Genomic DNA, 16,547 nt, shown 5'->3' on the forward strand with positions numbered 1-16,547 from the left:
AATATTTTAATTAAAGAATAATTTATTAAAGTTGTTCGAAGTGAATTCTATGAGATCTGATTTGGATACATTTTTAATTTGTGCTAATTTTTCAGCTGTAAAATCAATAAAGGATGGTTCATTTTTTTTTCCTCGATTAGGCACAGGTGCCAAATATGGACTATCAGTTTCTATTAAAAGTTTATCTAATGGTAGAGATCTAAAGGTTTCTTGAAGATCAACTGAATTTTTAAAAGTTATAATTCCACTTGCTGAAAAATAAGAATTTAATTTAAGAAGTTTTTCTGAAAATTTTTTTGATCCAGTGAAACAGTGCATCAAAATTCTTGGGTTATGTCCTTTATACTCATTGAGTATATTAAAGGTATCATCCTCTGCATTTCTTGAATGTATAATAATAGGAACGTCACACTCTATTGCTGCTTCAATATGTGTTTTAAAACTAGTTATTTGTTTCTCTTTATCACTGTTATTATAGTAATAATCTAATCCTGTTTCTCCTATTCCAATTATTTTAGGGTTTTCTTTAAGATTTTTAACTATTTCATTCTTAGTTATTGTATTAGTGTCACTTTCATGAGGATGTATTCCCACTGTTCCATATATGATTTCATCTTTATTAACTATATCTTTAATTCTAGAAAAACTCTCAAAAGATGTTGATATAGTTAATAACTTTTTAATACCAACATTTTTGGATCTTTTAAGCACATTTGAAAGATCACTAAGTAGGGGTTCATGATCTAGATGGCAATGTGAGTCAATCATTTTCTTTCTCTATTTTCTTAATCAATATATCTATCTTATTTATCATATTACCTTTAATAATAAATTCATTATTAGAAATAGTTTCTAATTTGATATCTTTTTCTGATAAATTAAAAATTTTTAATGCTTGCAATGATGTTTCGGGAATAATTGGATAAAGTAAAAAGCTAATTTTCCTGACTATTTCTAACGTTGTATAAACTATAGTATTTAACCTAATTAAATTATCCTTTTTTTTCCATGGTTCTTGATCATTAAAGTATTTGTTTGCGTCAAATAGAGAATTAACAATGAAATCTATATAAAAATTTATATTTTGTTCATTTATTTTAGACCTTATAGTATCTAAATTTTCTTGAAATTTATTTAATATCTTTAAATCATCTGGTTGAAAATCAATTTTTGTAGGAATTTTTCCATCACAATTTTTCATCGCAAAAGCAGTAACTCTTTGACATAAATTACCATAATTATTTGCTAAATCGCTATTTATACAATCCTCAAGTCTTTCTTGAGAAATATTACCATCGTTTCCAAATGAAACTTCCTTAATCAAATAATATCTCAAAGGGTCTAAACCGTATTCTTCAATAATTTTTAATGGATCTAAAATGTTTCCCTTAGATTTTGACATTTTTTCTTCACCAGATAATATCCAACCATGACCATAAACTTTCTTTGGTAATTCAATTTTAGCAGCTAAAAGGAAAGCAGGCCAATAAACTGCATGAAATCTTAGGATATCTTTACCAATCAAATGGATAGATGCTGGCCAAAATTTTTTAAAAAGTTCATCATTTGTATCTGGATAATTTAAAGCACTTAAATAATTTGTTAATGCATCGAGCCATACATAAATAATATGTTTATCGTTACTAGGAACTGGAATTCCCCATGTAAAAGTTTTACGACTTACAGAAAGATCTTTAAGACCACTTTTTACAAAACTAATTACCTCGTTTTTTCTAGACACAGGTAATATAAAATCCGGATTATTTTCATAAAATTCTAATAAAGGTTTTTGCCATTTAGAAAGTCGAAAAAAATAAGACTCCTCCTCTATCCATTCAACGTTAGATTTTGACGATTTTGCAATTTTTTTTCCATTTATTTCCTCTATTTCATCTTCATTGTAGAAAGCCTCATCTGAGACTGAATACCATCCAGAATAATTTGATAGATAAATGTCATCATTTTTTTCAAGAAGAGACCAGAGATGCTGAACTGTTTTTTTATGTCTATCCTCAGTAGTTCTTATAAAATCCGTATTAGATAAATTTAATGTTTTTGAGAGATCTTTAAATGTTTGACTAATTTGATCGCAGAATTCCTTAGGATTCTTACCCGCTTTTTCAGCTGATCTTTGTATCTTCAAACCATGCTCATCTGTACCAGTTAAAAAATAAACTTTATAATCATCGATTGATTTAAATCGCGCAAAAAAGTCAGCTATAATACTCGAATATGCATGCCCCATATGAGGTTTTCCAGATGGGTAATATATCGGAGTAGTAATATAAAAATTTTTACCCATTCAAAATTTTATATTCAAATTCCATAAATAAAGACTCTTCATCTAAATTAAATTTTTTAGTGTCATTTATTCTCTTTAAAAAATAATCATAATAATCAAAAGTTTTTGATTTTGCTAATTTTAATTTTGTTAAAAAATAAAACTCAATATATTGAAATATTATATCTTTAATTAAAGTATCTTTTTTATACAAATTATCTTTAATAACAAGTTTTAAAAAACTTCTTAAATCATAATCCTTTAAATCATGTTTCTGTATTTTAAAAAATTCAATTAAATGAAATACCTGTCCAGGTGTTAAATAGTAGTTTATCAAATCTTTATTAATAAATTTCATAATATCATTATCTAAAATCTTATTAATAACTGAAATCGAAGTTTTGTGATCTAAAGATATTTTAAAATTGATACATCTCGATTTTAAAGTAGGTAAAATAAATCTATCGTTATTTATCAATATAAAATAAGTGTTTGATGGTGGTTCCTCTAAAACTTTTAAAAGTGCATTAATAGACGAAATATTTAATGTTTCAATATTATCTATAATTATAAATCTTTCCCTGTTATTAAAAGATGATTTATTCAAATTATTAATTAATTCTCTAATTTGATTAATATCAATATTTTTTTTTTCACTTAAGGTATCAACTAATAATAAGTTGGGATTTGATCCATTAATTGCAAGCTTATAAGATTTATTGTCAGGATTAATTTTAGATTCTTTAATAATATAGGGATATTCTTCATTAATTGACAATATATAATTTACTAGATGAAATGCTAAAGTTGACTTACCCAAACCTTTGTCACCACTAAGTAAAATTTTTGTAGGTAATCTTTTTTTCTTATAAAGTTCTACAAATTCTAACAGATAGTTATCGAGTGAAAACAAATTAGTTTGATTTATAGGACTTAGGCTCATTTTATCAATTTTTTAATTTTCTTTAAAACATATTTTTCATTCAACTTAATATTTAAATTTGAGTCAATTATTTGGTATTTTCTTTTATTTTTATTTGATAGTTTTACAAAACCTTTTTGAACTTTATTGTAAAAATTTTTTTCGAAATTATCATACCTGTTAGTAGATTTTCTTAATCTAAGTCGCTTTAACATATTTTTATGATTTACTAGGTTTAAAAAAGTAAAAGAGACTTTAAAATTTGATAAAATATATTTGTTAATTCTCTTTATTAAATCTAAATTTACACCCATACCATAGTGTTGATACGCAATAGTTGAATCGACAAATCTATCTATTAATATAATTTTTTTTTTGTAATATTTTCTTAGTAGATTGATATTTTCACTTCTAGAAGCTAAATAAAGCAGCAAATCTGTATTTTTATTAAAATTGGATTTTTTATTAAGTATCAATTTTCTTATTTTTTCTGAATTTAAACTTCCTCCTGGTTCTCTGATCTTGATAAAAGAAAGTTTTCTTTCTTTAAGATATTTTGAAATTTTATTTAAATGATGAGTCTTCCCACTTCCTTCAATACCCTCAAAAACAATAACAGGTTTTCTAGACATCGCCCCAGATTAAATAATTCAATGATTTAATTAATCTAGTAAAAATATTTACTTTTTGAACATCATTAGACGCTAATAGATCATATTCACCTATCAATTCTTGATCATATACCACTCTGTAAGTTCCAATTTTTTGATTTTTTTTAATTGGTGCCTCTATTGGTCCGTCATATTTCAAGGATATCTTTAATAATCTTTTTTTTGCCTTTTTGATTGTTTTATAAATATCAGTATCAACATGCACATCAACATAGCTTTGTTTACCAAGCCATACCTCTACTTTATCAATAGGTTTATTAGCTTTATTTATCTCAACTAGATCAAAATTTGTTAATCCATAAGTTAATAATCTTGAACTTTCTCTTGATCTTGAACTTTTGGTTTCAAATCCGCTTCCAACAGCAATTAACCTTCTCCCCTTTCTATTAATTGACGACGCTAAGGAATATTTTTCAACAGCCAAGTAACCTGTTTTAATACCATCAGCACCAATATTTTTGTAAAGAAGAGGATTTCTGTTACCTTGTGTAATTGGATCACCTCCTGTTCTATTCCACGTAAATTCTTTTTCTGCAAACCACTCATAATATTTTGGATGTTCCTTAATTAAATAATTAGACATGATCAGGATATCTCTAACCGTTGAATAATTATCTGGATCATTAATACCAGATGAATTCGCGAAGTTAGTATTTTCCATTCCTAATTCTTTTGCTTTAGATGTCATTAAGATTGCAAATTCTTCCTCAGTACCAGCTATTCCTTCCGAAAGTGCAATACATGCGTCATTACCAGATGCAACAATTATACCTAATAGTAAATCCTTTACAGAAACCTCATCACCAACCATTATAAACATAGATGAATAACCTGCGGTTGATAATCTCCATGCTTTTTCAGAAATTATAAATTTATCATCTAAGGATAAATCACCTGATTTTATCAAATCAAAAGCAATTATTGATGTCATTATCTTAGTCATTGAAGCTGGATAAATTGATCTATCTGGATCTTTTTCATATAAAATTTCTCCAGATAAGAAATCTTGTAATATTGCTGTTCTAGCTTTTATGTCAATATTCGCATTAACAGAAAAAATTAGAGATAAATATAATGAGATAATGATAAAAATTTTTTTAAGCATCTTTAATTATTTCTAGATTTTCAAAATACAAAGAATTCATTTTTTCAAATGAGTCCTTAAGTGACTGTATATCACTAAATGGTCCCAATAATAACCTATAATTAGTTTTAGTAAGTTCAATGATTTTAATATTTTTTAATTTAACTTCACTTTTAATTTTATTACTCATATTTTTAGCAGATTTTTTATAATAAAAATCAGCTACCTTAATATAATAAGAAAATTTATTATTTTTTTGTAATTTTTTTTTAGTTTTATTGGATGAGTTTAGATCACTAATTTTAATACCATCTATAGGTGCCTTTTCAGCGACTTTTTTTTCTTCCTCAAAAGTTTTAGTCTTTTTGGCGATATATGTAGAATTTTTTGAAATCAAGACTATATCTATATAAGGTTCTTTTAAATCAAGTTCTAACTCCTCAGCAATTCTTTGAGTGATAATTGAATTGTAAAATGGTGAAAATTTTACTTTGTTTGATTTTACTTCTGCAATAAGTGATTTTCCATTTAAAGGATTAGTAATTTTCACATTTGATTTTCTTTTTAGATTTTTATGAAATATTGTTAATGATCTTTGATCAATTTTTTTAATTTTTAAATCGTCATTATAAATAAGAGAAAATCCACTATTTTTATATTTTTTGTCAAATGTAATATCTAATTTCTTACTTTGATTAATAGCAGTTTGATCACAACTTAATAAAAAAAATAAGGTACTTAAAATAATAAAAATATTAAATTTCATTTTTTAATTTATCCTTTAAAGTACACACAGCAAGTGCAAATCTTAAAGATCTATTCCATTGTAAAATTATTTCGTAATTATCAAAAACTATATAAGCAGGATTTAAAGTTTGTGCATCCGGTATAATATCTTTGTCTGGTGTTATAATTGCTATTTTCTGGTTTTCATTTTTTATGTTTAATTCAGAATAATTTTTAATATATTTTTTAAAAGATTTAATTTTCTTTTTACTATGCAATTTTCTAGCTGATACGTTCAAAAATTTAATTGGAATATTTTCATCTAATTCAATTTTCTTAAAACAAAGATCATTTTTTTTCCACCCAATCTTATTTAAATAATTAGCAGCAGATGCATATGCATCTTCTGAATTTTTCAAATCAATATAATCATCCTTATTGTAGTCAAAAGCATAATTTTTAATTGTTGATGGCATAAATTGAAAAAAACCAAATGCACCTGCCCATGATCCATACAATGTTTTATAATCTATTTGATTATCATCAATTAATTTCAATAAAGTTAAGAGTTCATTTGAAAAAAACTCTGATCTTCTTTTATCATAACTTAATGTTGCTAATGATGATATTATATCCATTTTTCCAACATAAGTGCCAAAGTTAGTCTCGATGCCCATTAAAGATAAAAGTAATTCTTTTTCTACTCCAAAATTTTTTTCAACTAAATTTATAAGATTTGAATTATTTTCATAAAAATCTACACCCTTTTTTAATTTTTTAGTTGAAGTACGTTTGCCAATATATGTTTTTGTGTCCTCATAAAACTCTGGTTGAAATCGATCGTATTCAATAACTTTAGGTAAAAATCTTGCATTTTGCATTGTTGTATCAAAAGTCTGTTCTGAAATATCATTTGCTAATGCCACTTTTTTGAAATTTTTTTTCCATTCATTGAAATTGATATTTTCACTAGAATAACAATTCAATATTGTTAGTAAAAATAAAAAAGATATTTGGCTAATTAGTTTCATAAAGATCTTTAAGATATATAATTACAGCAATCCAGATAATAATAAAACTCACTAATTTAATTAGTGAAAAATCCTCATTGTAATAAAAGTAGCCTAAAATAAACTGTAAGGTAGGCGTAATATAAAAAATCATCCCGGTAGCTCCAAGCCCGATTAATTCAACACCTCTTACGTATAAAAATAAAGGAATCACAGTCATGGGTCCCGCTAATAATAGAAACATACTCAGACCTGGGCTAGACAAACTAAAGTCATTTAATCCCCTATCAAAAATAAAGTAAAAGACAATAAGAGCAAAAGGAAAAATATATAAACTCTCTATTAAAAGTCCTATATCAGTTTCTATATCAATTTTTTTTCTTACTAGATTATAAAATGCCCAACTCAAAGCTACGATTATACCGACCCATGGAAGTGTTTTTATATTAAGAAAAATCATAATTAAAATAGATATGATTACTAATAAAATTGAAAAAATTCTTTTTTTATTCAATTTTTCCTTAAAAAAAATGTATCCCAATAAAACACTTATAATTGGCATAATAAAGTAACCAAAACTAGCATCTATTATTCTTTCCGTAGCTACAGCGTAAATCCAAATAGCCCAATTAATAAATATTAATGAACCTGAGATAAAAAGATAAAAAAGATTTTTTTTATTTGAAATGCTTCTAATAAAAAGTTTCCATTTTTTAAAAAAGAGAGTCGTCATCACTAACATAACAGCAGTCCATAAACATCTGTGAACAACTAACTCAACATGTCCTATAAAGGCAACATATTCAAAATATATAACACCAATAAAACCCCACCAGAAGGATCCCAAAGATGTAAGTATTAATCCTTTATTAAAATGCTGGTTCATAAAATAATGAAATAGATAATAAACGTTTAATAGACTATTTTATGGTTGAATTAAATAATTATAATTATAAAACCTTGCTCACGGAGAGATGGCTGAGCGGTTGAAAGCACCGGTCTTGAAAACCGGCAAAGGGGCAACTCTTTCCTGGGTTCGAATCCCAGTCTCTCCGCCATCAAAAGTTTCAATATTTAAAATTTTTAAATAAATTATTAATTTTATTATCTTCAAATTGAATGTCTGTGTTTAATCCATTATAGAAATTATAAAGATTATTATCATCAATTTCTAAAAGTTTAATCAATTGATTAAGATCTACCTCGTTTAATTGATCTAGATATTTTCTTGTGAATGCGCCTAAAAGTTTATCCATTTCTTTTGTGCCACGATAATTTGATCTGTAAATAATTTTTTTTTTAATTTGTTCTATATCAACGGTCATAATAAGAATATAATATCAGTTTATAGATATGAAAAGAAATTATGAGTATTTATTGTCTGATCTCAGTTTAGTAAAAGGTGTAGGAACCAAAACTTCAAATTTATTAAAGAGAAAAAAGGTAAATACTATTTTTGATTTATTATGGAAATTACCAAAATCTTACACTGATAGGAGTTTATCATCTAAAATAAAAGATTTAAAAATAGATGAAATTCAGACGATAACCGTAATACCTCTTAAATATTCATTCCCAAGAGTTAGAAACTTACCGAATAGAGTTTTATGCAAAGATGACACTGGTGAGATAGATTGTGTTTTTTTTAACAGTTATGAAGGGTATATCAAAAAAATATTACCCATTGGCAAAGAGGTAACAATTAGTGGCAAAATCAAATATTTTAGAAATAAATATCAATTAACAAATCCAAAATATATTTCAGAGGACTCTTCAATAATTAAACAAAAGCACAATAGTTATTCATTAACTGAGGGTATCAGTGAAAAAGTTTATAATAAGATAATTTTACAAATAATAAATAATTTACCTGAAATTGAAGAATGGCATTCAAAAGATATATTGAAAAAATTCAAAAATATAGGTTGGAATGACTCTATCAAAAAATTACATGAGCCAGAAAATATTGGTAAATTTAAAGAAAATTTTTACCAAAGACTTGCTTATGATGAAATTTTCTCAACATTTTTGGTAAACTCAGAAATAAGAAAAAAAATAAAAAGAATAAAAAAAACAAAAAAAAACTTTAATATAAAAAAACAAAACGAGGTTATATCTAAGCTTAACTTCTCATTAACAAATGACCAAAATAAAACATTAAGTGAAATAAATAAAGATTTATGCTCCGAAAATAAAATGTTTAGATTGCTTCAGGGTGATGTAGGTAGTGGAAAAACAATTGTATCTTTGCTTTCTGCATTTAATACAATTAATTCAGGCTTTCAGGTAGCAGTAATGGCACCGACTGAAATACTAGCTAGACAGCATTTTCTTTTAGCTAAAAAACTATTTTCCAGAAATATTAAGATTGAATTAATTTCAGGAAAATCTTCTTACAAAGATAAGAAAGTAATTCTCAATAAATTATCCAGTAAACAAATTGATATAATTTTTGGAACACATGCGCTTTTTCAAAAAAAAGTGGAATTTAAAAAACTTGGATTAATAATAATAGATGAACAACATAAATTTGGAGTAAATCAAAGGAAGAGGTTATCTGATAAAGCTGGAAAAGATTGTGATGTTCTTTTAATGACTGCTACACCAATTCCACGTACTTTAACAATGACAATTTATGGCGATATGGATCTTTCAATTATTCGTGAAAAACCGAATATTCGCAAACCCGTAAAAACTTATAGTAAACCTGAAAATAAAATTGATGACGTAATAAAATTTATAAAAAAAGAAATCAAACTAGGTAATCAAATATTTTGGGTATGCCCTTTAATTGAAGAGTCGAAAAAACTTGATCATTCTTCTGCAGTTAAAAAATCGGAATATTTAAATAAACTCTTTCCTAAACAAGTTTTTCTCCTTCACGGTAAAACCACAACTGAGGAAAAAGAAATGATCTTAAACAAATTCTTAAAAAATGAGTTTAAGATTTTGGTTTCAACTACTATAATTGAGGTTGGCATAGATTTTCCAAACGCAAACGTAATTATAATTGAAAATGCAAATAAATTCGGTTTATCTCAACTACATCAACTGAGAGGTAGAGTTGGAAGAGGCAGTAAAGAATCTTCATGCATTTTAATGTTTAAGTCAAATTTAAGTGATAATGCAAAAAAAAGAATTAATATACTTAAAGACTCTAATGATGGTTTTAGAATATCAGAGGAAGATATGAAATTGAGAGGATTTGGAGACATTTTAGGTTTTAAACAAAGTGGAATAAAAAACTTTAAGTTAGCTGACCCAGTTCATAATTATGATCTTTTTATTTTAGCTGAAAAAGAAATTAAAAGAATTGAAAATAATAATGAGGATATAAGTAAATTTAAACCATTAATTAAATTATATGATAGAGCTGATATAATTAATGATATTGCTTAATTCTTACCTGTTGATGTTCCAGCGGATACAATAAATTTGGAAGCTTCTTCAAAAGTCATATTAAGATATATAACTTCATCAATTGGGAACATAAGTAAGAAACCACTTGTGGGGTTTGGTGTTGTTGGAACAAAAACGTTAATCAACTTCTTGTTAGTTTTCTCAGCCATCTCACCTTTATTTTCTTTTGTTGCAAAACCAACTGCCCAAACACCTTTTCTAGGATACTCAATCAAAACAACACTTTTTTTATCCTTCTGGTCTTTATTAGAGAATGTTTCTGTCATTTGAACTATTGCAGAGTAAATTGTTCTTAAAACTGGAATTCTTTTAAATAGGTCATCGATAACTTTAAGAATTCTTTTACCCAAGAAAGATAGAGATAAACCTCCAACGATGGTAATAAAAATTATTGAAAGTATTATTTCTAATCCAGGAATTTCAAATGGTAGATAGCTATTTGGATTTATATTTTCTGGAATTACTTTAGACGAAATTCCAATTAATATTTTACTGAGATATAAAGTGAAACCAATAGGTATTAAAACTACAACACCAGTAATAAAATAATTTCTGAGAATTAAACTAATTGATTTTTTTTTCTTCTGTTTTGCCATTATCTAAAACTCGAAAATATCACAAAAGCTATTGCTATTATGAATAATATTAATAATATTTTATTATTTAGATTCATTATTATATATAATATCAATGTCTTACAAAATGAATAGAAGAAAATTTTTAACTTATGTAGGTTGTGGTTGTTGTGGTTTCGTAATTAATTCTTGTACTACCGCTCCTATCACAGATAGAAAACAATTAAAGCTGATTCCAGAAGCAAAATTAAATGCTCAAGCTGCTCAAATTTATGAAAAAGTAAAAGAAAAAGAAAAATTAATCAAAGATACAAAATCCATTAATGAAATTAAAGAAATTGGAAAAAGAATGGAAGATGCGATATCAATTTATTTTGATAAATCAAATCTCCCAGATCCAACTACTAACTTTAAGTGGGAATATATCTTAATCGATAATGATAAGGTCAAAAATGCTTGGTGTATGCCAGGAGGTAAAATTGCTGTTTATAGTGGTATGCTTAAAATTACAAAAAATACAAATGGGTTAGCTGCTGTTATGGGTCATGAAATTGCTCATGCTGTTGCAAAACACTCTGTTGAAAGAGCGAGTCGTGGAGTTCTTGTTAAAACAAGCACTACCATCATTGATATTTTTAGTGGAGGAGCTTTAAGTCAAATTAATAGATCAACTGGTATGGATACCGTTGGTCTTATTTCCTCGATTGGTATAATGAATCCTTTCAACAGAAAACAGGAAAGTGAAGCTGATTATCTAGGTATGATTTTTTCTTCTTTGTCTGGTTATGATATTAGAGAAACTGAAAAAATATGGGAGAGGATGAAGGAGGCAAATAAAGGTAAAGAACCTCCTCAATTTATGAGCACTCATCCTTCATCTGACAGTAGAATTAAAAATATACAAACTTGGTTAAACGAGATAATTATCAAATACCCACCAATTGCTTAAATATGGTGAGCCGTGATGGACTCGAACCATCGACCCATTCCTTAAAAGGGAATTGCTCTACCAACTGAGCTAACGGCCCATATTCACCTTAGAATGAAATCTATATATAGAATAATCTAAATATTTCAAACACGAATTTAGAAAAATAACTCAACTATCTACAACTTATCTATGTATTTATCATGAAAAGTATCAAATGTGTCATTTTGGATATTTTCTCTTATCGCTCTCATTAATTCTTGATAGAAATTTATATTGTGCAATGTCAACAACATAGATCCAAGAATTTCATTTGTATTGAACAAGTGATTTAGATAATTTTTTGAATATTTATTTAGATTTAGATTTTTACACTCTGGGTCTAGAGGAGTATTATCATTTTGATATTTGTTATTTTTAATATTTACTCTGCCCTGCCAAGTAAAAGCAAGTCCAGTTCTACCTGATCTAGTTGGAAGAACACAATCGAACATGTCAACACCTCTTTTGACAGCACCCAAGATATCATTTGGAGTACCAACACCCATTAAATAGTGAGGTTTATCGTGGGGCAAATGTTTTTTAATGTTGTCTAAAACTGTGAACATTTCATCTTGAGTTTCTCCTACAGCAAGACCACCTAATGCATAACCATCAAATCCAATTTCCAAAAGTCCTTCTAATGATTTTTGTCTCAAATCTTTAAATAAACCTCCTTGAACAATGCCAAATAAAGCTTTATGAGGGTTATGACCAAAAGCTTTCTTAGATCTTTCTGCCCAATACAAGGACAAATTCATAGATTTATCTATAGTTTGATAATCATTTGTTTTTTTTGGACACTCATCCATAACCATTACAATATCTGAATTAAGTCCTAATTGAATTCTTATACTTTCTTCAGGACTAAGATAAAACTTTTTACCATCAATGTGTGAATTAAAAATTGCACCTTTTTCTTTATCTATTTTATTTAATTTTGACAATGACATCACTTGAAAGCCACCCGAGTCTGTAAGAATTGGAAGATCACAATTCATAAACTCATGAAGTCCACCAGCATGTTCAATTCTTTTTATACCTGGTCTAATCATCAAATGATAAGTATTAGATAAAATAATTTGTGATCCTGTTTTCTTTATATCATCAATTGTACAGGCTTTTACTGTAGCTTGAGTCCCCACAGGCATAAAGACTGGTGTTTCAATGTTACCTCTATGGGTTTGAATTAAACCAAGTCTTGCAAATTTATTTTTTTTTAGAACTTTAAATTCAAATTTTTTCAATTGAAATCAGAATTTTACAAAGATTTGAAACTAATAATTTTATCAGGATCTGTTACTGCACCATTATTATTTTCATCGCCTCTTTTGATCTTATCAACAAATTCCATTCCTTCGATAACTTTTCCAAAAACAGTATATTGATTATCAAGAAATGGTGCTGGTTTAAAACATATAAAGAATTGACTATTAGCACTATTAGGATCTGATGATCTAGCCATAGACAATGTCCCTCGATCATGAGGAAGATTACTAAATTCTTGTTTAAGGTCAGGTAAATCTGACCCACCCATTCCAGCTCTTCTTAAGTCAAAATCATCTGAATTTGAGTTACCAAATTTAACATCACCTGTTTGTGCCATGAAGCCATCAATAACTCTGTGAAATACCACGTTGTCATACTTGCCACCATCAGCCAATTCTTTTATTCTTTTGACATGATTGGGTGCTGTATCTGAAAATAATTCTATTTTCACATCACCATCTTTTAATTTTAAAATCATCATATTCTCCTCTGTTAACGATTGATTAATTGTAAATAAAAAAATAATTAATATCTTTATAAAAAATTTAATCATATTTTTCCTTTAAAGCTTTAATAGTGCTCTTAGTTGTAAATTTTTTTATATCTCCATCAAGTTTAACAATTTCTTTAACAAATTTTGAAGAAATAATCTGATTTTCAACATCTGACATCAAAAATAATGTTTCAATATTATTATTTAATTTTCTGTTCATACCGGCAAGTTGAAACTCATATTCAAAATCTGATACTGCTCTTAAACCTCTCAATATAATATTTGATTTGTATTTTTTACAAAGGTTTGTTGTTAATGACTTAAACGAAATCAAAATTATTTTTTTTTTATTCATTTTTAGATCTTTAAAAAGAGCGTTTCTCACAATTTCTAACCTTTCTTCAGAATCAAAAAGATAATCTTTATTTTCACCGTCTGATACAGCTACAACAATTTTATCAAATAATTTTAGTGCCTTTTTTATTACATCAATATGACCAAAAGTAATTGGATCAAAAGTACCTGGATAGATGGCTGTCTTAGACATTATATTAAATTATCATCAATTTTAATTGCTGAAACCACTTTTTCATCACCAGATAACTTAATTATTCTTACTCCTTGTGTATTTCTTCCTGCCGTTCTAATTTCTTTAACTGCTAGTCTTATCACTCTACCCTTGTTTGTTGAAATCATTATTTCGTCTCCCTCATATACAGGGAACGATGATGCAATATTCCCATTTCTCGGTGAATTAATAATTCCAATAATTCCTTTACCACCTCTATTTGTTGTTCTGTAATCATAATGTGAGGTTTTTTTACCAAAACCATTTTCACTAATAGATAAAATAAATTTTTGTTTTGCTGCCAATTCAGACCTATCATCTTTTGTATTTTTTCCATTTTTCTTTAACTTATTATTATCAATAATTGATAAAGAGACTATTTCATCGTTAGATGTTAATTCTATCCCCTTAATACCTTTCGATGATCTACCCTTAAATATTCTTAACTTTTTTGACTCAAATCTAATACATTTTCCAAATTTTGTGCTCAAGATTATATCTTGATCATCTTTACATATCTTTACTCCAATTATTTTATCATTAGTATCTAGCTTCATTGCTATTTTTCCTGATGTATTAATTGAAGCAAAATCTTCTAAACTATTCTTTCTAACCTTGCCTTGTGAAGTTGCAAAAACAATGTGATATTTACTTGGATCTTCATCACTTTCAGGAAATGGCATAATTGAACTTATTGATTGATGATTTTTAAGTGGCAAAATATTGAATAGAGATTTCCCTTTTGATGATGCTGAACCTTCGGGGATTTTCCATGCTTTTACTTTATAAACAAGACCTTCAGTAGAAAAAAATAGAACAGAAGTATGGGTATTAACTGATAGAGTTTGAACTACAGAGTCTTCATTTCTAGTTGTGATACCAGTTTTACCTTTACCTCCTCTTTTTTGAATCTTTACAGTTTTAAGTGATCCTCTTTTTATATAACCTTGTAAGGTAACAGTTATAAGAACAGTTTCTTTTTGTATTGTTTCTTCAATGTCATAATTTAGCACTGCATCAATAATTTTTGTTCTTCTTGGTGTTGCGTATCTTTCTTTTATTTCCTTAAGTTCATTACTGATTACTTTTAATAATTCTTTTTTTGAAGATATGATTTTTTTTAATGAAGAAATTAATTCAGATAGTTTTTTTATTTCAACTTCAATTTCATTAATACCAAGTGCTGTTAATTTTTGTAATCTTAATTCTAATATAGCTTCAACTTGAACAACTGATAAATTATATAAACTTTTTGAATTTTTGCTCTCTATCAATGAAACCATTTTTTTTGATTTATTAATTTTCCATTTAGTATTTAATAAAGATTTTTTTGCGTCATCTGGAGTTTTTGAACCTCTTATAATCTTTATTACTTTATCTAAATTTTCAACAGATACGGATAAACCAATTAAAATATGTGCTCTATCTTCTGCTTTATTGAGATCAAATTTTGTTTTCTTTAGTACAACGTCTTCTCTAAATTCTAAAAAATTCTCTAAAAATTCTTTAAGATTACAAGTCTTTGGCTTTCCATCTACTATTGCAAGAGTATTAAACCCAAATGAACTTTCTATTTGAGTATTTTTGTATAATTGTCTTTTGACAGTCTCAGGTTCAACGCCTGTTCGTAAATCTATTGAAACTCTGATACCTTCTCTGTTGGACTCATCTCGTATATCTCTAATACCTTCTATTTTCTTTTCTCTGACTAATTGTGCTATTCTCTCATTCAACACAGATTTATTAACTTGATAAGGAATAGAATTTATAACTAATCTATCTCTACCATTTTTAAGAGTTTCGTTTGATATTTCACCTCTGATTTTAAAAGAACCTCTACCTTTGTTATAACCCTGTTTAATAATATCTTTACCAATAATTACACCTCCTGTAGGAAAATCAGGTCCAGGTATGTGCTTCATTAAATCTTTAATTTTTATATCTTTATTATCAATTAAAGCTAATGTGCCATTAATAATCTCTCCTAAATTATGAGGTGGAATACTTGTAGCCATACCAACTGCGATACCCCCTGCTCCATTTACTAATAAATTTGGAAACTGCGCAGGTAATACAGATGGCTCTTTTTCTGTTTCATCATAATTACTTTTAAAATCAATTGTATTTTTTTCAATATCATCGATTAAAAATTGTGAGACTTTTGATAATCTAGTTTCCGTATATCTCATAGCGGCTGCTGGATCACCATCTATTGATCCAAAATTTCCTTGACCATCCACGAGAGGTAAGCTCATTGAAAAATCTTGGACCATACGAACGAGAGCGTCATAAACTGATTGATCACCATGCGGATGATATTTACCAATTACATCTCCAACTATTCTTGCAGATTTTCTAAATTGTTTTGACCAGTCATAACCACCCTTATACATTGCATATAATATTCTTCTATGTACAGGTTTTAAACCATCTCTAACGTCTGGAAGAGCTCTACTAACAATTACACTCATTGCATACGATAGATAAGATGAACTCATCTCATCATGCATTGAAATTAACTTTATATTTTTATCTTTAGAAACTTCGTTTTTTTCCATAAT

16 protein-coding genes and 2 tRNA genes are annotated in these 16,547 nt (G+C 27.2%); 3 read left to right on the plus strand and 15 right to left on the minus strand.

Annotated features, from left to right (window positions below; genetic code table 11):
• Nucleotides 1–6 precede the first annotated feature (6 nt).
• The 8 genes from ACTT9C_RS04510 to rarD are packed head-to-tail and all read right to left on the minus strand — an operon-like array spanning nucleotide 7 to nucleotide 7,580.
• Complete coding sequence (locus ACTT9C_RS04510) at nucleotides 7–768, minus strand: TatD family hydrolase (RefSeq protein WP_440923314.1); 762 nt, start codon at nucleotides 766–768, stop codon at nucleotides 7–9.
• A complete protein-coding gene (metG, locus tag ACTT9C_RS04515) occupies nucleotides 761–2,302 on the minus strand; it encodes a methionine--tRNA ligase (RefSeq protein WP_440923315.1) in 1,542 nt (513 codons plus the stop codon). Before metG ends, ACTT9C_RS04510 begins: the two co-directional genes overlap by 8 nt.
• Complete coding sequence (locus tag ACTT9C_RS04520; protein ID WP_440923316.1) at nucleotides 2,295–3,224, minus strand: AAA family ATPase; 930 nt, start codon at nucleotides 3,222–3,224, stop codon at nucleotides 2,295–2,297. The genes metG and ACTT9C_RS04520 overlap by 8 nt, the downstream gene beginning before the upstream one ends.
• Nucleotides 3,221–3,835: a dTMP kinase gene (gene tmk / locus ACTT9C_RS04525; RefSeq protein WP_440923317.1), complete on the minus strand. Its 615-nt coding sequence runs from the start codon at nucleotides 3,833–3,835 to the stop codon at nucleotides 3,221–3,223. The genes ACTT9C_RS04520 and tmk overlap by 4 nt, the downstream gene beginning before the upstream one ends.
• On the minus strand, nucleotides 3,828–4,979 hold the full coding sequence (locus ACTT9C_RS04530) for a D-alanyl-D-alanine carboxypeptidase family protein (RefSeq protein ID WP_440923318.1): 1,152 nt from the start codon (nucleotides 4,977–4,979) through the stop codon (nucleotides 3,828–3,830). Before ACTT9C_RS04530 ends, tmk begins: the two co-directional genes overlap by 8 nt.
• Entirely contained in the window at nucleotides 4,972–5,724 is a 753-nt protein-coding gene (locus ACTT9C_RS04535) for an SPOR domain-containing protein (RefSeq protein ID WP_440923319.1), read from the minus strand. Before ACTT9C_RS04535 ends, ACTT9C_RS04530 begins: the two co-directional genes overlap by 8 nt.
• Nucleotides 5,714–6,715, minus strand: a complete 1,002-nt coding sequence (locus ACTT9C_RS04540; protein WP_440923320.1) for a lytic murein transglycosylase — start codon at nucleotides 6,713–6,715, stop codon at nucleotides 5,714–5,716. The genes ACTT9C_RS04535 and ACTT9C_RS04540 overlap by 11 nt, the downstream gene beginning before the upstream one ends.
• The gene (gene rarD / locus ACTT9C_RS04545) at nucleotides 6,702–7,580 is read right to left on the minus strand and encodes an EamA family transporter RarD (protein ID WP_440923321.1); all 879 of its coding nucleotides are present in this window, start codon (nucleotides 7,578–7,580) and stop codon (nucleotides 6,702–6,704) included. The genes ACTT9C_RS04540 and rarD overlap by 14 nt, the downstream gene beginning before the upstream one ends.
• Nucleotides 7,581–7,662: 82 nt before the next feature.
• Here rarD and ACTT9C_RS04550 point away from each other — a divergent pair.
• Nucleotides 7,663–7,752 (plus strand) — tRNA-Ser (locus tag ACTT9C_RS04550).
• A 9-nt stretch (nucleotides 7,753–7,761) separates the two neighbouring features.
• On the opposite strand, the gene ACTT9C_RS04555 is transcribed toward ACTT9C_RS04550, so the two are convergent.
• The gene (locus tag ACTT9C_RS04555) at nucleotides 7,762–8,019 is read right to left on the minus strand and encodes a succinate dehydrogenase assembly factor 2 (protein ID WP_440923322.1); all 258 of its coding nucleotides are present in this window, start codon (nucleotides 8,017–8,019) and stop codon (nucleotides 7,762–7,764) included.
• A gap of 22 nt (nucleotides 8,020–8,041) precedes the next feature.
• Here ACTT9C_RS04555 and recG point away from each other — a divergent pair, with 22 nt between their 5' ends.
• Entirely contained in the window at nucleotides 8,042–10,093 is a 2,052-nt protein-coding gene (gene recG / locus ACTT9C_RS04560; RefSeq protein ID WP_440923669.1) for an ATP-dependent DNA helicase RecG, read from the plus strand.
• On the opposite strand, the gene ACTT9C_RS04565 is transcribed toward recG, so the two are convergent.
• Nucleotides 10,090–10,710, minus strand: a complete 621-nt coding sequence (locus tag ACTT9C_RS04565) for a DUF502 domain-containing protein (RefSeq protein WP_440923323.1) — start codon at nucleotides 10,708–10,710, stop codon at nucleotides 10,090–10,092. The genes recG and ACTT9C_RS04565 overlap by 4 nt on opposite strands.
• Nucleotides 10,711–10,816: 106 nt before the next feature.
• Between ACTT9C_RS04565 and ACTT9C_RS04570 the strand changes: the two genes are divergently transcribed.
• Entirely contained in the window at nucleotides 10,817–11,638 is an 822-nt protein-coding gene (locus ACTT9C_RS04570) for a M48 family metallopeptidase (RefSeq protein WP_440923324.1), read from the plus strand.
• A 3-nt stretch (nucleotides 11,639–11,641) separates the two neighbouring features.
• Here ACTT9C_RS04570 and ACTT9C_RS04575 read toward each other — a convergent pair.
• The 5 genes from ACTT9C_RS04575 to gyrA all read right to left on the minus strand — a co-directional run bounded on the left by ACTT9C_RS04575 (nucleotide 11,642) and on the right by gyrA (nucleotide 16,544).
• A tRNA-Lys gene (locus ACTT9C_RS04575) sits at nucleotides 11,642–11,717 on the minus strand.
• A gap of 79 nt (nucleotides 11,718–11,796) precedes the next feature.
• Entirely contained in the window at nucleotides 11,797–12,903 is a 1,107-nt protein-coding gene (gene tgt / locus ACTT9C_RS04580; RefSeq protein ID WP_440923325.1) for a tRNA guanosine(34) transglycosylase Tgt, read from the minus strand.
• Nucleotides 12,904–12,917: 14 nt separating this feature from the next.
• Complete coding sequence (locus ACTT9C_RS04585; protein WP_440923326.1) at nucleotides 12,918–13,478, minus strand: peptidylprolyl isomerase; 561 nt, start codon at nucleotides 13,476–13,478, stop codon at nucleotides 12,918–12,920.
• On the minus strand, nucleotides 13,471–13,965 hold the full coding sequence (gene coaD, locus ACTT9C_RS04590) for a pantetheine-phosphate adenylyltransferase (protein ID WP_440923327.1): 495 nt from the start codon (nucleotides 13,963–13,965) through the stop codon (nucleotides 13,471–13,473). The genes ACTT9C_RS04585 and coaD overlap by 8 nt, the downstream gene beginning before the upstream one ends.
• Nucleotides 13,965–16,544, minus strand: coding sequence for a DNA gyrase subunit A (gene gyrA, locus ACTT9C_RS04595; protein WP_440923328.1), 2,580 nt, complete (start codon nucleotides 16,542–16,544; stop codon nucleotides 13,965–13,967). The genes coaD and gyrA overlap by 1 nt, the downstream gene beginning before the upstream one ends.
• Nucleotides 16,545–16,547: the final 3 nt, after the last annotated feature.

The sequence above is a fragment of the Candidatus Pelagibacter sp. genome, assembly GCF_052049575.1.
Classification (GTDB): domain Bacteria; phylum Pseudomonadota; class Alphaproteobacteria; order Pelagibacterales; family Pelagibacteraceae; genus Pelagibacter.